Source organism: Pontibacter aydingkolensis (assembly GCF_019443125.1).
Classification (GTDB): domain Bacteria; phylum Bacteroidota; class Bacteroidia; order Cytophagales; family Hymenobacteraceae; genus Pontibacter; species Pontibacter aydingkolensis.
In genome coordinates this window covers 1-17,203 of sequence record NZ_JAHYXK010000013.1, presented here as the reverse complement: position 1 = coordinate 17,203, position 17,203 = coordinate 1, and the positions used below count along the sequence as shown (strand labels likewise).

At 45.8% G+C, this 17,203-nt stretch carries 17 protein-coding genes; 5 read left to right on the top strand and 12 right to left on the bottom strand.

From position 1 onward, the window contains the following. Positions 1 to 58 precede the first annotated feature (58 nt). The 10 genes from porG to K0O23_RS14425 all read right to left on the bottom strand — a co-directional run bounded on the left by porG (position 59) and on the right by K0O23_RS14425 (position 8,226). Complete coding sequence (porG, locus tag K0O23_RS14470) at positions 59 to 829, bottom strand: type IX secretion system protein PorG (RefSeq protein WP_219878156.1); 771 nt, start codon at positions 827 to 829, stop codon at positions 59 to 61. 48 nt (positions 830 to 877) lie between these two features. Continuing rightward, the gene (locus K0O23_RS14465; protein WP_219878155.1) at positions 878 to 1,897 is read right to left on the bottom strand and encodes a DUF6089 family protein; all 1,020 of its coding nucleotides are present in this window, start codon (positions 1,895 to 1,897) and stop codon (positions 878 to 880) included. Positions 1,898 to 2,022: 125 nt separating this feature from the next. Next, a complete protein-coding gene (locus K0O23_RS14460; protein WP_219878154.1) occupies positions 2,023 to 2,910 on the bottom strand; it encodes an NAD kinase in 888 nt (295 codons plus the stop codon). An 11-nt stretch (positions 2,911 to 2,921) separates the two neighbouring features. Then, on the bottom strand, positions 2,922 to 4,313 hold the full coding sequence (locus K0O23_RS14455) for a BamA/TamA family outer membrane protein (protein WP_219878153.1): 1,392 nt from the start codon (positions 4,311 to 4,313) through the stop codon (positions 2,922 to 2,924). Between the two features lie 12 nt (positions 4,314 to 4,325). Continuing rightward, positions 4,326 to 4,991 (bottom strand): CBS domain-containing protein, encoded by a 666-nt coding sequence (locus K0O23_RS14450; RefSeq protein WP_219878152.1) that lies wholly within the window; start codon positions 4,989 to 4,991, stop codon positions 4,326 to 4,328. Next, complete coding sequence (locus K0O23_RS14445; protein ID WP_219878151.1) at positions 4,988 to 5,764, bottom strand: alpha/beta fold hydrolase; 777 nt, start codon at positions 5,762 to 5,764, stop codon at positions 4,988 to 4,990. Before K0O23_RS14445 ends, K0O23_RS14450 begins: the two co-directional genes overlap by 4 nt. 49 nt (positions 5,765 to 5,813) lie before the next feature. After that, positions 5,814 to 6,383: an anthranilate synthase component II gene (locus K0O23_RS14440; protein ID WP_219878150.1), complete on the bottom strand. Its 570-nt coding sequence runs from the start codon at positions 6,381 to 6,383 to the stop codon at positions 5,814 to 5,816. Between the two features lie 150 nt (positions 6,384 to 6,533). Beyond that, positions 6,534 to 7,052 carry a CvpA family protein gene (locus K0O23_RS14435; protein ID WP_219878149.1) on the bottom strand — a complete coding sequence of 173 codons (519 nt, stop codon included), beginning with the start codon at positions 7,050 to 7,052 and terminating at the stop codon, positions 6,534 to 6,536. 103 nt (positions 7,053 to 7,155) lie between these two features. Further along, a complete protein-coding gene (locus K0O23_RS14430; protein ID WP_219878148.1) occupies positions 7,156 to 7,668 on the bottom strand; it encodes a nuclear transport factor 2 family protein in 513 nt (170 codons plus the stop codon). Between the two features lie 96 nt (positions 7,669 to 7,764). Further along, a complete protein-coding gene (locus tag K0O23_RS14425) occupies positions 7,765 to 8,226 on the bottom strand; it encodes a GatB/YqeY domain-containing protein (RefSeq protein ID WP_219878147.1) in 462 nt (153 codons plus the stop codon). 176 nt (positions 8,227 to 8,402) lie between these two features. Between K0O23_RS14425 and K0O23_RS14420 the strand changes: the two genes are divergently transcribed. From K0O23_RS14420 to K0O23_RS14400, 5 genes are all read left to right on the top strand, one after another. Then, positions 8,403 to 9,116, top strand: a complete 714-nt coding sequence (locus tag K0O23_RS14420; protein ID WP_219878146.1) for a pyridoxine 5'-phosphate synthase — start codon at positions 8,403 to 8,405, stop codon at positions 9,114 to 9,116. Beyond that, the gene (gene mnmH / locus K0O23_RS14415; RefSeq protein WP_219878145.1) at positions 9,116 to 10,144 is read left to right on the top strand and encodes a tRNA 2-selenouridine(34) synthase MnmH; all 1,029 of its coding nucleotides are present in this window, start codon (positions 9,116 to 9,118) and stop codon (positions 10,142 to 10,144) included. The genes K0O23_RS14420 and mnmH overlap by 1 nt, the downstream gene beginning before the upstream one ends. A gap of 5 nt (positions 10,145 to 10,149) precedes the next feature. Then, positions 10,150 to 11,202, top strand: a complete 1,053-nt coding sequence (gene selD / locus K0O23_RS14410) for a selenide, water dikinase SelD (RefSeq protein ID WP_219878144.1) — start codon at positions 10,150 to 10,152, stop codon at positions 11,200 to 11,202. A 283-nt stretch (positions 11,203 to 11,485) separates the two neighbouring features. Next, positions 11,486 to 12,256 (top strand): alpha/beta fold hydrolase, encoded by a 771-nt coding sequence (locus tag K0O23_RS14405; RefSeq protein ID WP_219878143.1) that lies wholly within the window; start codon positions 11,486 to 11,488, stop codon positions 12,254 to 12,256. A gap of 299 nt (positions 12,257 to 12,555) precedes the next feature. After that, positions 12,556 to 13,272 (top strand): SAM-dependent methyltransferase, encoded by a 717-nt coding sequence (locus K0O23_RS14400; RefSeq protein ID WP_219878142.1) that lies wholly within the window; start codon positions 12,556 to 12,558, stop codon positions 13,270 to 13,272. 161 nt (positions 13,273 to 13,433) lie between these two features. Here K0O23_RS14400 and K0O23_RS14395 read toward each other — a convergent pair whose 3' ends face one another. Further along, the gene (locus tag K0O23_RS14395) at positions 13,434 to 14,897 is read right to left on the bottom strand and encodes a SusD/RagB family nutrient-binding outer membrane lipoprotein (RefSeq protein ID WP_219878141.1); all 1,464 of its coding nucleotides are present in this window, start codon (positions 14,895 to 14,897) and stop codon (positions 13,434 to 13,436) included. Between the two features lie 19 nt (positions 14,898 to 14,916). Continuing rightward, positions 14,917 to 16,914 carry a TonB-dependent receptor domain-containing protein gene (locus tag K0O23_RS14390; protein WP_219878140.1) on the bottom strand — a complete coding sequence of 666 codons (1,998 nt, stop codon included), beginning with the start codon at positions 16,912 to 16,914 and terminating at the stop codon, positions 14,917 to 14,919. Positions 16,915 to 17,203: the final 289 nt, after the last annotated feature.

The window sequence follows — 17,203 nt, the reverse complement described above, 5'->3', positions numbered from 1 at the left end:
AAGCACAATTTCCTTGCAAGTTACAAAAAGCAAGGCAAATTTGTGAAACATTAACTTTCTAATCTAATATTCCTGGCTTGTTTTTGTAAGGAGGCGGGCAATTAACGCGATAGATAGTGTAAGAAAGGCTAATTCCGTTGTAAAAATACCAGTCGTTGTCAAAGGGATTTGCTACACGCTTTCCATCAATTTCGAAAACATTATCCAGGCGATCCATGATCAGTTTGCGGGCGCCAAATTCGAGACCGAGGTTCCAGTGCTTGCTCAGTGCATACTTTACACCTACCCCAAACGGGATAGAGACAGCCACATTCGTTTCGAAAGGCTTGTTAAGCGTAGGCTGCAGGTCAGGATTTTCAGTAGTTACTTTTATATTATATAATAAGCCTGCAACCCCGGCAAAAAAATATGGCGATACACGGGGGCTCTGGCTAAGATCGTAATAATCAAGAAAGTTATACTCACCTATCAAAGATAGTTCAGCAAAGCTCATGCGAGCCTCTGCCTGGCGCCAGTTATGTAATGGCAGGTCATAAGCTTCGTCGCTGAAAGTATTATCGTCTATAATCCGGTGGCTTAGCATAAGTCCTCCCCTTACTGTAATCGGGCTGGAAATATCTCTGCGGTAAAAAGCCGTGATAGCAGGCTGATTGTTTAGGAACCTGTAATTAGGGGAAAGTTCTCCCTTGTAGTTTGCGCCACCTATGCCAAACCCTATCTCGCTGGTTGTTACCGGGGACTGCCCTAAAACTTGATGCGTAAAAAAAAGACTCCCTATTTGCTGTAAGGCACAAATAAGGAGTACTTGTTTGAATATTCTTAATGTCATGAAAATCTATTACGGAGTTTAGAGAAGAACGATAATATGTTCTATCTATTATCTAAACTTCGGACTTCTAATACGTGGAGCAAGGATGTAGTTCAGGGTCAGGTTAGTGGTGATGTACCAATCATCGTCTGCGTCATTACCTCTTCTTTGATTAGCAATAGTTCCGTAACTAGGCCCGCCTCCAAGACCGCCAATGGCATAAGGAGTACCATTTGGATCCGGGAAAACATTAAAACCACTAGCCGCGCTTCTATCTGAAAGCAAAGCTGCTGCTTTAGGGTTACTTCCGCCGCCCGCTAATATATCATCTTTATTCGCGTAGCCGCCACTAGAATCGTCCAGGTAATCTGTAAATGTTTTTCTCCAGCCTACTTCCAGGTTTAAGTCCCAGTTTCTATCAAGCTTGTATCTTACGCCTAAACCAAATGGAATAGAAATACCTACACGTTTGTATGGCTCAGGATAATCCCCATCTGCATATTGCCCGGCTGTACCAAGAGGTTGTAGTTCATACCATCCGGTTGGAATATCGTCGGCTGGGTTAAGTGTTCCCTGTCCCTCTGCGTAGTATGTACCTCTTTCGTAATAGGCTTTTGGATTATGATGAAACACTGCAATTCCTACAAAACCATAAGGAACGAAGTCCGGACGGCGGCGGTACGTCTGGCGGTTTTCAAATAAGTCCACTATAACTACGCCACTAAGCTCTTTGATATCATTTCGGAAAGAAAGGTTTCGCCCGAAGCGACCTACGTTTTCAGCCTCGTTTTGAGAGGCACTCAGCATGTCGTCACCCATTATTCGCATCCAGTTTAAGCCTCCTCTTACCGATATTCTAGGAAAGTACCTGTAAGTATAAGTTATACCTACATTAGGTCTTGTTGATTTAAAGCGCAAACTGGTAAAGTCTGGCTCCGGCACAATATCCCCAAAGTAGTTTGAAGCCCCCAAGCTTAAACCTACAGACCCGTACCTCTTTCTTTGCGTAAATCGCTGCGCATCTGCCTCGGTAGCCGCCAAGGTAATCGTGAAAATAAGCAGCAGAACAAGGGTACAAATTTTTCTCATAACAAAAGCATTTCTTAAGGATGGAGATTCTTTGAACTAAACAATTACCCCAACTTACTATAGCAAAAACAAAAATAACTATTTAACTTTATTAAAGAAATCATATTTGATATATTTAATACAATTTACTTTAGGAGTATATTCCTTTTATCAAGGCCCCAATTTAATTTGCTACGCAGTGTAGATAAAAAGTTTACATGGTTTAACTTTACCAGCCGGGCTGCAAAATTCTCCCTCCTTACAGCCAACTGCACCGACATATCTACCGGAGTAGACCTTGAATCCAGAGAAGCGAGGTAACTGCTGCTTCTGCCCTCTACCTCAAACGAGATAACGCTGCGGTCAGATACGATCATCGGGCGCACGTTAAGATTATGGGGACATACGGGCGAAATAACAAAATTGTTGGTCTGCGGTAGCACTAAGGGCCCACCACAACTTAACGAATAGCCAGTTGACCCTGTAGGGGTGGCAACTACGAGTCCATCTGCCCAATACGAATTTAAATATTCACCATCTATATACGTATGAACCACTATCATAGCCGAGGTATCACGCTTTAATACGCTAAACTCATTTAATCCGAAGTTAATGCCGTCAAAAACCTCCTGATCAGAATCCACCCGGATCAGGGCACGGTCATCTAAGGTATAGTGGCCTTTATAAATGGCATCCAGCGCAATGTTTATACTATCGTAAGGGATGGTTGCCAGAAAACCTAAACGCCCGGTATTGATTCCTAGTATAGGTATCTCCTGCGCACCCACATAAGTAACAGAGTCAAGAAGGGTACCGTCGCCGCCAATGCTCAGCACTATGTTTACATCCTCCAGTTTATCGCCACGACTAAATGTTTGAATGCCGGTAGGCAGGTTTAATGTATTTTTAAGATAGGAATGAAAATGCTCTACTAAAAAAAGTTCTGCTTTGCGCCTGTTCAGTTCATCAAAAAGCACCTGTATAAAGGGTGCAATATTGTCGCTGAATGGTTTTCCTAGTATCGCTATTCTCATATATTTTCGTATTAAAAAGGTATTCTCCCACTAAAGTATAAACCGCAGTTTCCTTCACGGTTCAATGTATATTCCATACGTAGCACTATGTCGTAAAAAGTGACTACATGAAGCCCCAGGCCGCCACCTGCCAAAAAATGGTTGGTTAAGGGGTTGCCTTCCTCAAAGGTGTTATCTACTACATATCCTGCATCCGCAAAAGCGTTGAAGTATACGGACAAAGGTATATTGTTAAACTTCGGGTTATTTATAAATTTAAGCTTTATACTTTTAATATCCAGTAGCTGGCGTGTAAGCCCCTGCTTAAAAAGCCCGTAATGCTGCCCTCCTACTATGTATAACTCGTACCCCCTTACATAAGACCGATAGCCAAGCGCAATATTATCAGCAAAGGCATAGTCGCCGGCCAGTCTCAGTTGCCCTTCCGCACCTATCATGTAAGAATACTTATCTGAAAGCTCTGTGTAAAGCACATACTTTGCACGGGCAGTAGTAAACGGAGTACCGGAATCCTGCAGAAAGAAAGTATAGGCTACACCTGCTTCAAAGTAGCTGCCCGCTGTTGGGTAAACAAAGTTATTGCGCTGGTTTATTACTTTATAAAACTCCAGGCGCATGTACTGGCGCTCCTGTAATGCATTATGATAATACTCCGGGTTAAGGCGAAACACAGAATCTGATATCTGCTCGTTGTGGTAAGACAGCCGCAGACCTTGCTGCCGCTGTACGCTTTGCCGGTGTATAATGCCTGCCACAAAGGAGCTTCTTTGGATGGGCAGCGCTTCCTTCTGCTCTACAAAACGCTGCTTGTTGTTAAAATTGGTATAACTGGTGGCACGGCTCCTGTAATCTGACACCGCAAACTCAGCTCCCAGGTTATACTTGCGAATGATGTAGGGAACCCGATAAGACAACTCCAGACGCTTGTTAAAGCCTTGTTGCACCCGCAGGCGCACATCCTCGTTCCGGCCCCTGAAGTTACGGCGAACCAGACTCAACCCATAGTCTATGCGGCTCCAGTCTTTTCGTTCTAGCCAGGCATTAAAGTTGCGTTCTGCAAAATCAAGTATGGGGATAGGATAAAGATAAAAGCGTTCCTGTACATGGTAAGTTACCTGCACTTTCCCATCAGCACAAGTATAAGCCATGTTCACATAGTGGAATAGCCGTAGGTTAAAAATACGCTTTCTGTTTTCTTCCAGTAAAGGCTCTATTTCTGCGGCAGCAATAGTATCGCCAGCAGCAAAAGTGAGTTCGCCCAGCATTACATTATCTTTGGTAATTTCGTTGCCGGTCAGCGTTATACTTTCTATTACTACAAAAGGCGTATCGCACGGCATAGCGCAGGCCACAGCTGCAGGCAGGTACAGGCAAAGTATAAAGATCAGCGCACGTAGCCTCATGTACGCTTCAGCCTAAATATCCAGGTATTTGAACAACATATCCAGCCGGTCGCGACCCAGATCGTTGTCAGAGGTGTCGTTAAACTGGGCTGTGATGCGGTACTCGAAACGCTCTAACGTGGCAATAATACGCGTGAGGTCAGTCGTGTTCAGCTTAAGTGTAAGCTTAATTTTGTAGGGGTCCATTTCATCCGGTGACACATAGGCGCTCAATATCTTGGTGTTCTCCTCCTCTATCAGGCGGCTTATCTGGCTCAGAGAGTAATCGCGCTCCGGCATAGACAGCACCAGTATACTACCCTGCCCCTGCAGCGCAGACATTTGCCCAAATGCAGCCAGGGTATCGTTAATAGTAATAATGCCCATATAATCCTGCTCCTCATCCAGCACAGGCACCACCTGAATTTTATTCTTGATAGCTGCCTCCATCACATCGTAAAAATGCTGGTTTTGCTGCACAGAAACATCCTGGTACTCCAGCTCAAGGTCTTTAAGCTGCTGGCTACGGTTTGGCAGGTCGATAAGTGTAACCTCGGTTGCCAGGCCCTTATACTTACGGTTGCTTACTACAGGTAATTCGTTTACGCGGAACTCATCCATCCAACGCAAAGCCTTTTCTACGGTGTCGTATAGCTTTAGCGGCGGGATCATTTGGTTGATGAGTTCTTCTGCGATCATGTAGTAATGGCGGTTAAGGGTGTTTTGGCTAAAAATTTATCTAAGATACTGTTAAACTTCTCCGGATGTTCCATCATTGGTGCATGTCCGCACTTATCAATAAAGTATAACTCGGAGTTAGGGATTAACCTATTAAACTCATGCGCTACCATTGGCGGCGTAATCGTATCGTTCAGTCCCCATATTAACAACGAAGGCACCTTGATGTTTGTGATATCTTTGGACATATTATGTCGTTGCGCCGATTTTGCGATGGCAATAATGCGCAGGCACTTGGCATTGCTGTTGGTAATATCAAACACCTCGTCTACCAGTTCTTTCGTAGCGGTTTCGGGGCTGTAGAACGTATAGGCTACACGCTCTTTTACATATTCGTAGTTGCCGCGTTTCGGGAAAGAGCCACCCATCGAGTCCTCGAACAGGCCGGAGCTTCCGGTTAGCACAAGGCGTTTTACTTTATCGCCATTCTTTAAAGTATAAACCAAAGCCACGTGGCCACCCAGCGAGTTACCAAGCAGGGTCATGTCCTTCAGGCCCATATGTTTTACAAAGTCTTCTACAAACGACACCAACCCAGGAACCCCCGCCTTATGCAGCGACATTTCATAGATTGGCATAAGCGGGATAACTACACGGTAATTCTTAGAGAAATGGTCTACCACGCCATGCCAGTTACTTAAAGCACCAAACAAGCCGTGCAACAATACCATCACCTCGCCTTTACCTTCGTCTATAAATTTAAATCCGGCTTCTTCTCTAATCTGTAATTCCATTTAATGTATACTTTGTAACAGAAACGTATTTTTAGGCTAATACGATTAACTAGCCTGCAATATTAACAATACTAACCCAATTTTTGAGCATCTGCAAGCCATAAGTGGTCAAGGCAGCCTCCGGATGAAACTGCAAGGCATATAACGGCAGCGATTTGTGCTTAAAAGCCATCAACTCGCCTTCTGAAGTATGAGCCAGCGGAAGTATACTTTCAGGGGTGTGACGCAGCACCAGTGAGTGGTAACGCACAACCTCTGTTTTGGATGGTATACTTTCAAAGATCGGGTCTGATTCGCAAATAACTTCAGACACCTTGCCATGCATAGGCTTAATTCCTTTCTCAAGCTTTGCCCCGAAAAACTCTCCAAGCGCCTGATGGCCCAAACAAATACCCAGCATAGGCACTTTTTCGTGGTAATACTGGATCAAATCCATCAAGTTACCGGCCTGCCTAGGTGTACCCGGCCCCGGCGAAAGCACTACCGCCGTTACAGGCATCTTTTTAATTTCCTCCAGCGGCACATCGTTGCGCACCACCTTTGCCTGCACTCCTGCCTGGCCAAAATAATCTACCAGATTGTAAGTAAACGAGTCAAAGTTATCGAGCAGGAGAAGCATATGAGTACTTTAATTGTTGATTGTTGGATGGTTAAAAGTTGAGTTGCTTATAATTTGTGGCTTCGTAGCTGGCAAGACGCAAAGTATTGCGTCTCTACATTCCCGTACACGAATAACCAACAACTAATAACGACATTGCCTTTCTAACTCCTAAAAGTGCTGCTTCAGTGATGTGATAAGCGCCTTTACGAATGGTAGTACATAACTTAGGATATCCAGGGCGTATGGTGTTGTTTTTAGCACTATGGGGTAAACCATAGAGGCATCTGCTGTGTCTTTTGAAATGCTGATGCCGGCCATATCCGACACGTAAAGCAGCAAGCTCAGAGCAACGCACCACTTCAGGGCACCAAGTATACTTCCCAGTACATTATCAAACAGGCCAAACGGTGTAAAGTCGATCACTTTTTTTAGCAGGATTCCACCCAGATGAATTAGCAGGATAATGCCCACAAAAACCACCAGGAAAGTAACATAAGGCAACAAACCGTGTGCATCGCCGATAACACCTTCCATTACGGGCAAGGCCGTATCGAGCAGTTTTAAGCCGCCAAGTATGGCCAGCACCAACGCTACCAGCGACACCAGTTCCAATAAAAGTCCTTTCCGGAAACCCTGGAACGCGCCCCAAAGTATAGGCAGCGCCAGAAAAAAATCAAACGTACTCAAGGGTGTAAAGATCTAAAGTATAAATGCCGCAGCCCTGTAATTTATACTTACAAAACTACGGCATCTAATTTAGCTAATTACAGGCAAAAGCTGTAAAAATAATTTACTTTAAATTGGCTGGCACCGGCGTAACCTGCGCCAGGTAACTAGAATACGACACAAAGAAGATCTTCCACTTGCCGTCTACCTTTATCAGCTCCCACGACTCTTTACCCCAGTTCTGCGGCTTGTCGTCTACCCATAAACTATAGTCAAACGTGACGGAGGCAATAAGCAAGTCGTTCTCAACTTTAACGTTAAAAAACTTCTCCTCTACCTTGCCTTTCGTGGTTACAATAAACTTTATAAAATCTTTGTAGGATGATGGGTCCAGAGCTTTTTTATCGGGATAGTACTTTTTTACAAAGGTCATCGACTTATCATCTGTAATACCCAGCCAAGGGATGGAATCGTAGAGGAAAAGCTGGTTGAAGCTAACGCTGTCTTTGTTGATAATACTTTTGCGGAAGGTTTCTACTACCGCCCGAATCTGTTGCTTATCCTGGTCGTTTTGCGTTTGCGCCATAGCTGGCACCATTAGCAACACAAGGGCTGCCCACAGTAAGATTTTTTTCATAGAGTTCAGGTGTGTTAATCAGCAATTAAAGATAAGTATAATTGCGGTGACCCCACATTCCTGAACCCTGAAAAACAACAACTTATACTTTGCCTTTTAAAAATCAGTATTGTTCAGCAGGTCGCCAACTGCAGTAGAAATGGCACGACCGTCAGCCTGCCCGGCAAGCTCTTTAGAGGCAACTCCCATTACTTTACCTAAGTCGGAAGGGCCAGTAGCACCTACACGCTGAATGATCTCCAACAGTCGCACGCGTAGGTCGCCTTCGTCGAGCTGTTTTGGCAGATAATCTTCAATTACGCGCAGCTCTGTAACCTCAATCTGCTCCAGGTCTGTACGTCCTTGTTTGGCGTAAAGCTCCGCAGACTCACGGCGCTGCTTGGCGGCCCTGTTCAAAAGCTTCATCTCTGTATCCTGGCTAATGCCTTCGGTGCCGCCTTTTTCTGTTTCGGCCAGCAATATCAGCGATTTTATACTTCTTAATGCCTGCAAACGGGCTTTATCTTTAGCCAACATGGCTTCTTTAATGTCGGCGTTGATGCGGTCTTTTAATGACATAGTTTTTATGTGTTTATACTTATACTGTTGAGAATCTGCTACAAAATGCTGGTGTGTTGCTTATACGGGAATACGGCAAAGAGTATAAGCTTACATCTTTGCCAAATTTCCACTAATTTAGTCATTCCATACTTGTAAGACGAGAAAGAGCCGGATAAGGCTACAAATCTGTTATCATGACCAAACTGAGTGTAAATATAAACAAAATTGCCACGCTCCGTAACGCCCGCGGCGGCGACAGGCCAAACGTAATGCAGGCCGCCAAAGACTGTGAGCGTTTCGGAGCAGAGGGCATAACAGTGCATCCGCGCCCCGACGAACGCCACATTCGTTACCAGGATGTGTACGACCTGAAAGAAGTGGTTACTACCGAATTTAACATAGAAGGCAACCCGACACCTGACTTCCTGAAGCTGGTAAAGGAGATAAAACCAGCGCAGGCTACCCTGGTGCCCGATGCCCCTGATGCCATTACCTCCAACGCCGGATGGGACACGCTGAAGCACAAAGACTTTCTGACGGACGTGATCCTGGAACTGAAGGAACTGGGCATCAGAACTTCCATCTTTGTTGACCCTAACGAGAAAATAATTGAAGGCGCCGCACTGGTTGGCACAGACAGAGTAGAGCTTTACACAGAAGACTACGCTAGGAACTATTTTAATAACCGTGAGCAGGCCATAGCACCATACTTAGCAGCCGCCAGAAAAGCACAGGAGTTTGACATTGGCCTGAACGCCGGCCACGACCTGGACCTGGACAACCTGAAGTACCTGCACGATACCCTACCGGGTTTGCTGGAGGTAAGTATAGGTCACGCCCTTATCTGCGATGCCTTATACTTTGGCCTGGAAAATACGATCCAGCGTTACCTTCGTGAGCTTAAGTAGTGGTGCAAAGTATAACCATAGAAGAATTTCTTCGGCTGTCAGAAAAGCTGCCTGTGCTGGATGCCCGTGCTCCAAAAGAATATGCCGTTGGGCACATACCGGCAGCACAGAGCTTCCCTATTTTTTCGGATGAGGAACGTGCTACGGTTGGTACCGCCTACAAGCAGCAGGGCCACGACCCGGCAGTACTGATCGGGCTGGATCTGTTCGGACCCAAGATGTCTAAGTTCGTAAAGCAGGCAGTAAAGCTAGCCCCTGAAAAAGAGTTGTTGGTGCATTGCTGGCGCGGCGGCATGCGCAGCGGTGCCATGGCCTGGCTCCTCGATTTTTCGGGCTTTAAAGTATACTTGCTGCAGGGCGGCTACAAAGCTTACCGGCAGCACCTGCACCAGCAATTCGAGAAGCCCCACAAGCTGCTTATACTTAGCGGCTTTACAGGCAGCGGTAAAACGGACTTATTGCCGTACTTACAACAACAGCACCAGCAGGTAATAGACCTCGAAGGACTTGCCAGCCACAAAGGCTCTGCCTTCGGAAGTATAGGCATGAACCCGCAGCCAAGTACAGAGCATTTCGAGAATTTGCTGGGCACCGAGCTACTAAAGCTTGACAGTACAAAACCAATCTGGCTCGAAGACGAAAGTATAAGTATAGGCAGAGCGCAAATGCCAAAGCCATTCTTCGATCAGATGCAGCAATCTCCAGTCATTGTGCTGCAGGTGCCACTGCAGCTACGCGTACAAAAACTAGCCGAAGAATATTGCCGCACCGATAAAGCCATACTTACTGCAGCCATACTTAAAATAAAGAAACGACTGGGAGGGCTTGCCACCAAAGAAGCACTGGAGGCCATTGAAACCGGCGACATGGAGAAAATGGTAACCATTGCCCTTACCTACTACGACAAAGCTTATACTTTTGAACTCGCCAAAAAGCAGCACATGTTGCAGCTAGAACTACAAAGTATAAACCCCGAAGAGAACGCCGCTAAAGTACTTGCTTTTGCTAAACAACATCATTTGATTTAAACCTCATGGAAGAGACATCCTCTCAAAGTATAAAACTTACCCAGTACAGCCACGGTGCCGGCTGCGGCTGCAAAATATCGCCTAAAGTGCTCGACTCTATCCTGCACTCCGATATAACCTACCCCGAAGAGAAGCGCCTGCTGGTAGGCAATAGCTCCCGCGACGATGCCGCCGTGTACGATATCGGGAACAACCGCGCCGTGATCAGCACCACCGACTTCTTTATGCCGATCGTGGATGATGCCTACGACTTAGGAAGAATCGCCTCGGCTAACGCTATTTCGGATATATATGCCATGGGAGGCACACCTATGATGGCGATTGCCGTGCTGGGCTGGCCAGTAGATAAACTGGCCCCCGAAGTTGCCAAACTAGTAATTGAAGGCAGCCGCAGCATTTGCCACGAAGCTGGCATACCATTAGCAGGTGGCCACAGCATCGATAGTCCCGAGCCTATCTTTGGCCTTGCTGTAACCGGCATGCTCGACATCCCGAACCTGAAGCGCAACGACACCGCCACCGCCGGCTGCGAGTTATACTTAACCAAACCCCTTGGCGTAGGCATACTTACTACTGCGCAGAAGAAAGCTATACTTAAACCTGAACACGCACAGCTTGCCCCACAGCAAATGATGCAGCTGAACAAAATTGGAGCAGAGTTAGGCCAACTGCCACAGGTAAAAGCCATGACAGACGTTACTGGTTTCGGCTTGCTGGGTCACCTTTCCGAAATGTGCGAAGGCAGCAACTTAGCAGCAGAAGTACACTTTGATAAAGTACCTGTACTGCCGGAAGCACTAGAATACCTTGCACAGAAAGCCATACCAGGCGGCACGCACCGTAACTTCGATAGCTACGGGCATAAAATAGCAGACCTCACTCCAGAACAGAAACACCTGCTCTGCGACCCACAAACCAGTGGGGGTCTTTTAGTTGCTGTAGAGCCAGCTGGCAGAGAAGAGGTGTTGCAGCTGTTCCAAAAGTATAACCTGCAGTTGGAGCCGCTTGGGGTGCTAATGGAGCGTGGTAGTGAAGAGAAATTAATCAGGGTGATTTAAAAGAATTATAACCTTTTTTTGTCATCCAGAAAGGATCTTGGTAGAAGGGAGGTTAAGCCACTGCCATAACACACCCCTGCCCCTCTCAAGAGGAGAATTTCTGTATGAGATGCATAAAGAGTATCGACTTTGTAGTTTAGCTTAAACTCCTTTCTACCAAGAACCCTCTACTGGATGATAAATTTAAGAGGTCAGTCATTTTATACTTTCTATCACAGCTTTAATCAACCAACTTAACCTATACTTTCGTAAGCAAAGAACTGACAACAGAGCAAAATAACACATGAAACTACACTACAAAGAAATGGGTCACGGACAGCCGCTGCTAATACTGCACGGTTTGTTTGGCACATTAGATAACTGGGCAACCCTGGCCAAGCGACTGGCAGAGCATTATAATGTATTTCTGGTAGACCTGCGCAACCACGGCCGCTCACCGCACAACGAAGAACATAACTACGATGCCATGGCCGATGATGTGTTGCGCCTGGTAGATGAATTGCAGATTGCTACTCCGGCTATTATGGGCCATTCCATGGGAGGCAAAGTAGCTATGAAGTATGCACTGAAGTACCCAACGCGCCTTACTAAGTTAATTGTAGTTGACATTGCCCCTAAAGCCTACCCACCACACCACGATGAAATTATAGATGCATTGCAATCTCTGGACCTGAGCAAGGCAACCAGCCGCAGTGAGATAGACACCCAGCTAGCTAAAAGTATAAGCGACGAGGATGTGCGCCTGTTCCTGATGAAGAATCTGTATCGCAAAGAGGATAATACCTTTGGCTGGCGCATGAACCTGGATGCTCTTGAGAAAAACTACGAATACATAGCAGCCGCAATTACCGCAGACGTTCCTTTTAAAAAGCATGCACTGTTCATAAAAGGCGGCAGATCTGGTTACATCAAACAAGAGGATATTTATGGCAGTATAGAGCACCTGTTCACTATGGTAGAAGTAGAAACCATACCGAACGCCGGCCATTGGGTACATGCAGAAGCCCCTGACGAAGTATATGAGCTCGTTACCAGATTTCTGGAAACCGACTAGGACCGGTGATTAAGGAGATTAAAAAGATTAAATTGATGTAGAAGGTTTAGTTTAGAACTATCGCATCTGATCTTATTCGGATACGTCCATTGCTATAGTCTGAAAGATGCAAAAATATTACTACACTACATCCTTTTACTTCACGTCCTGAGGGCAATCCTAATAATCAATTGAATCCCCTTAATCTGTGGTTAACAATCCTGATAAAGACAAAAGTATAAACTGCCATCGCTACCAAAGCCGTGGCAGTTTTCGTTTAAAGCACTTCTAACAATAAACAATGTAGTTACCTTTGCCCTATGAAAAAGACCGGCACTTTATACTTAATACCTACCATACTTGCAGAGGGAACCCAAGACCAGGTAATTTCTCCGCAGGTAAAGGAAACGGTGCAACAACTGACATACTTTATAGTAGAGAACCTGCGCACGGCACGGCGTTTTGTCAAAAGCATTTGCCCGGAGTTGGTAATCGAACAGTTAAATTTTGTGCAGGTTGATAAAGATGCCACACCAGCACAAGTACAGGCTTCTTTAAAACCGCTAATCGAGAAAGGAATAGATGCCGGCATTATTTCAGAGGCTGGTTGCCCGGGCATTGCAGACCCGGGTGCAGAAATAGTAAAATATGCGCACCAGAAAAGTATAAAAGTAGTGCCCTTTGCCGGCCCGTCGGCTATACTTCTTAGCTTAATGGCCAGCGGCTTTAACGGGCAACAGTTCGCCTTTCATGGCTACTTACCAATAGAAAAAGGACCGCGCCTGCAGGCGCTACGGCAACTAGAGAAGGAAATGCAGCAGCGTAATCAAACGCAGATCTTTATGGAGACGCCTTACCGCAACAACAAACTGCTGGAAGACCTGCTCACGACTTTACACCCCGAAACAAAGCTCTGTATTGCTGCCAACATCACCTCCCCAGAACACGAGTTTATCCAGACAAAGACCATACAGCAATGGAAGGGCAAGTTGCCGGACATTCATAAGCAGCCTGCTGTGTTTCTGATTTATAGGTAATTCGACACGCAAGCTCTTACCGTACTTTAACAGGAGCTCTTTGCAGCAAAAAAGAAAAGCCACCGGAAACCGGTGGCTTTTACAATGAAGAAGACTACTACTTCGTAATCTATCTATCTACTTTATTAACCAATTTCATTTTATACTCCTGAGGCCATGCGTTACTGCACATCCCACCATACCCTGGTATAGTTATGGTCTGCGCCCTGGCGTTTGATTACTTCATCGTAATTTGACTCATTAAGTGCTCTGGCATTAGACGGATAGCCCATTCTGCGCGGGATACCTCTGGTATCTACAGCATCCGGAGCGGCTGTTAGCACAGGGTATCCTGTTCTTCTCCAGTCGGTCCAGGCTTCGAAACCATTCTGATATTGGTGCACCCACTTCTGTGTGATGATTTTTTCTAAACCGTTTCCTGCTGTGTAAGCAATCTCAGGCTGTGCAATAAACCCCGAATACTCAGCTTCGTTGTATACACCCCAGAATTGCCATGACGCCTTGATGCCATCATAGTATAAGTCGGCGGCCGTAACCCCGCTAGGTATCGTAAAGCCTCTGTTTACAGCCTCAGCTTTTGCAAACAATACCTGGGCATAAGTAAATATCGGAGCAGCTGAACCTGCTGCCTGTAAGGCATTACCTATACGGCTATAAACACCCGGAATATTTTTGGCGGCAGCACTGCCGTATGGCAATGGCTTAACCTCTCCATTCAACACCTCGCCATACACAAACACTCTTGGGTCTTCTGTCTCTATCATGTAGTTCCCTAACCTGGTGCTAATGGCATAGTCGTTACGATTGTCGTTAGAATAGTTCTCGTACCATGGGTTCCAGTTGTGCGGGTCGCTGCCGATGAACTGATAGGTTACGTTTTGCGTGTTGCTCTCGATAACTCCAGCATTTAATGCAGCTGTCATCTCAGTCTGGGCTTTGCCTGGGTTAACCTTCATTAACCGCAGCGACATAAAAAAGCGTGCAGTATTGGCAAAACGCTTCCAGGCAGCCATGTCGCCTCCTAACAGTATATCGCCTGTTACACCTGCTTCGCCTACGTTTATCATTGCCTCAGCCTCTGTCAGTTCCTTAAGCAAGTCGGCATAAATATCTTCCTGCTTATCAAACTTAGGCTGTAGTACCTCATTACCCTTCAGTGCCTCAAAGTATGGTATATCACCGTAGTTATCCGTCAAGAACCAGAAATAATATGCTTTTAGAATACGTGCAACAGCTACCTGGTTATTCTTAGATCCATTTCCGATATCTGCCAGTTTGCTGTCCTCATTGTTCAGGTTGATAATCGTCTGCAGGTTATATAACGGGCCTGTATACCATGCTGTCCAGGCCAGGTTTCTGACGTTGTAAAGAGAAGCAGCCGGATAAGGCCCCTCCGACAGGTACTGCGAGTAAAAGTTAAGGTGCACAGTAGAGTAACCGGCCACATTACGGATCGGTGTGTTCCATACTGTAAATGGCAGCTGCTGCAACGAGAAAGTAAGCAAGGTGCGTGTTGGCGCCTCTGTTACCCTTCTTGGATCTATGTTCGTGTCATCGAAATCGCTCGGGTCGCATGCGACTATGCCAAAAATAAGCGCGATGAAAAGTATGATTTTATTTTTCATGGGATAATTCATTTAACAATTACAATCTCACTCTTAAGTTAACACCCATGGTGCGGGTAGATGACAACTGGCCACCTTCATACCAGGTATTTTCAAGTTCTGATGGGTCGATTCCGAACTCTTTGGCAGGTGCGCTTATCAACCATGCGTTGCTTACCATCAGGCCAAGGTTTGCACTCTTGATCATGCTGCCCAGAACTGACTTAGGCAATTCGTATCCCAGGCGCACTTCGCGTAGCTTTAGGTAAGAACCGTCAATTACATTAGCATTGATATTATCGCGCTGCAACGAAGTATAGAAGTAAGTCCTGGCAGGGATGTAAGTTTCATTTGGTTTGCCGCTTACGTCTTCACCACTGATCTTGGTGCCCGGCGCATAAACACCTGGTATCAGGATACCACCACCGTTAGATGGAAAATCTCTCCAGTCGTTGCCTTTATCGTTTACACCAACAGTGTTTTCATGTAAGCCCGTACCGTATCCGTACAGTTTGGTTAAGGAGTGGAAAAGGCCACCCTGCTGGAAGTCGAATGAGAAAGCCAGGCTGATGCCTTTGTAGCTGATGTTGTTAAACAAACCACCTGTAAAATCTGGCTGTATTGTGCCTCTTTCTTTGTTGATCTCATATAATGGAATACCGTTAGAGCCAACTAATACACGGCCTTGCTCGTCGCGCTGCCACATACGGCCAACCAGCATACCCCACTCCTTACCAACACGGTGTTCTAAACGAGTGTCGTTACGCTGTGTGCTGGCAAGGTATGTCTGTAACCCGTCAGCCAACTCAACAATTTCAGAACGGTTCCTACCAAAATTAAGCGCTACATCCCAGGTAAAGTCGCCACGTAAAGGAGTAGCAGTAATAGCAGCCTCTATACCTTTTCGCTGTATTTTACCTGCGTTGATCTGGTAGGTACTAAAGCCTGTGGCAGGGTCAATGTTAAGGCTCAGTATCTGGTTTTCGTTATCATCCTGATAGTATGTAAATTCTAAGCCCACTACGTTAAAAAAGCGCAGGTCTGTACCAATCTCTCTTGATGTTGTAAGAGCCGGCTTAATTTTTCCCGTTCTGTACTCATTACCAATCTGGGCAGACGGGGTTGAGCCATAAGGAGGTTCGTTATCAATAGCAGTAAATACTCTGTATGGCGCCAGGTCGGCACCAACCTGCGCCCATGATGCTCTAAGCTTACCACTTGTCAGCACATTTTTAAAAGCATCGCTGTTAATAAGCTCTGTAAACACAAAGCTACCGCCAATAGATGGGTACAAGTATGAGTTATTTTCTACAGGCAATGTAGAAGACCAATCATTTCTTGCTGTTGCATCTATAAACAGGAAGCTCTTATAGCCAAATGATGCCCTGCTGTAGATACTGCGCACAGTTTGCTTGCTATAGTCCCTATCAATAAGCGGACGGGCAATAGAGTAGGCAATATCAAAGGCGTTCGGGAAGCTTAGGCCACCCTGCGTTTCTTCGCTTAGCTCGCTCAGGTAGTTTCTGCGGATGTTGCCACCCACCAAAGCATCAACTGAAAAGTCGCCAAATACACGTTTGTACAGCAAGTTAGACTCGTAATTCATTTCACGAACTGTATTCTGATAGATAGAGTAACCGTCTGTGTTAAGGCCGCCAGAAGCAATTCTAAAGTCACCCTCTGTGTTTCTCTGGCTCATTCGGGCAAATGATTGCCAGCTAAAGTTATCGTTAAACTTATAGTTAAGCCCCAGGTTACCCACTAGGCGGTTAGAGTTTGAAGTACCGTAGTTTTCGTTGATTACAAAGTATGGAGAATCCCAGTACTGCGGCGCCAGGTACAGATCCGGGTTGCCGGTACCGTTCGGGTCACCAATGTTCCACGATTGAAGTGAGCCATCCGGGTTGCGGTAATTTTTAAGCCTTCCAAAATCCAGCTGTCGTTGGAACCACTGGTTAAAGTTCTGTGTCACGTTCAGTCCATCCAGTCGGTATCCTTCCTGCGGCCTACCTTCCTGTCTGTTGGATGTAAAAGACATGTCAGCAGAAGCCGTTAATCTTTGAGTGATATCAAGAGATGTGTTAAGCCCGACCTGGTGCTGGTTACGCTCTGCATTCGGAATGATAAGCGTACGGGTTTGGTTAGCATAAGTAAGCCTGTATAAGTAGTTATCAGCGCCACCGCTAAACGCAATGCTGTTATTGTAATTAACTCAAGTTGCGTGATAGTACACGCGGTTTAACACAAAAAATCTGTTCTGCCAGCGGCTGTTGTACGTTTTAAAGTTTGCAGACTTAATTCGTAACAGCCATGACAGAACAGACCAT

Excerpts from the sequence above, each read along its gene's own strand:
- porG (WP_219878156.1), bottom strand. The coding sequence starts at position 829 with ATGACATTAAGAATATTCAAACAAGTACTCCTTATTTGTGCCTTACAG.
- K0O23_RS14465 (WP_219878155.1), bottom strand. The coding sequence starts at position 1,897 with ATGAGAAAAATTTGTACCCTTGTTCTGCTGCTTATTTTCACGATTACC.
- K0O23_RS14460 (WP_219878154.1), bottom strand. The coding sequence starts at position 2,910 with ATGAGAATAGCGATACTAGGAAAACCATTCAGCGACAATATTGCACCC.
- K0O23_RS14455 (WP_219878153.1), bottom strand. The coding sequence starts at position 4,313 with ATGAGGCTACGTGCGCTGATCTTTATACTTTGCCTGTACCTGCCTGCA.
- K0O23_RS14450 (WP_219878152.1), bottom strand. The coding sequence starts at position 4,991 with ATGATCGCAGAAGAACTCATCAACCAAATGATCCCGCCGCTAAAGCTA.
- K0O23_RS14445 (WP_219878151.1), bottom strand. The coding sequence starts at position 5,764 with ATGGAATTACAGATTAGAGAAGAAGCCGGATTTAAATTTATAGACGAA.
- K0O23_RS14440 (WP_219878150.1), bottom strand. The coding sequence starts at position 6,383 with ATGCTTCTCCTGCTCGATAACTTTGACTCGTTTACTTACAATCTGGTA.
- K0O23_RS14430 (WP_219878148.1), bottom strand. The coding sequence starts at position 7,668 with ATGAAAAAAATCTTACTGTGGGCAGCCCTTGTGTTGCTAATGGTGCCA.
- K0O23_RS14425 (WP_219878147.1), bottom strand. The coding sequence starts at position 8,226 with ATGTCATTAAAAGACCGCATCAACGCCGACATTAAAGAAGCCATGTTG.
- K0O23_RS14420 (WP_219878146.1), top strand. The coding sequence starts at position 8,403 with ATGACCAAACTGAGTGTAAATATAAACAAAATTGCCACGCTCCGTAAC.
- selD (WP_219878144.1), top strand. The coding sequence starts at position 10,150 with ATGGAAGAGACATCCTCTCAAAGTATAAAACTTACCCAGTACAGCCAC.
- K0O23_RS14405 (WP_219878143.1), top strand. The coding sequence starts at position 11,486 with ATGAAACTACACTACAAAGAAATGGGTCACGGACAGCCGCTGCTAATA.
- K0O23_RS14400 (WP_219878142.1), top strand. The coding sequence starts at position 12,556 with ATGAAAAAGACCGGCACTTTATACTTAATACCTACCATACTTGCAGAG.
- K0O23_RS14395 (WP_219878141.1), bottom strand. The coding sequence starts at position 14,897 with ATGAAAAATAAAATCATACTTTTCATCGCGCTTATTTTTGGCATAGTC.
- K0O23_RS14390 (WP_219878140.1), bottom strand. The coding sequence starts at position 16,914 with ATGTCTTTTACATCCAACAGACAGGAAGGTAGGCCGCAGGAAGGATAC.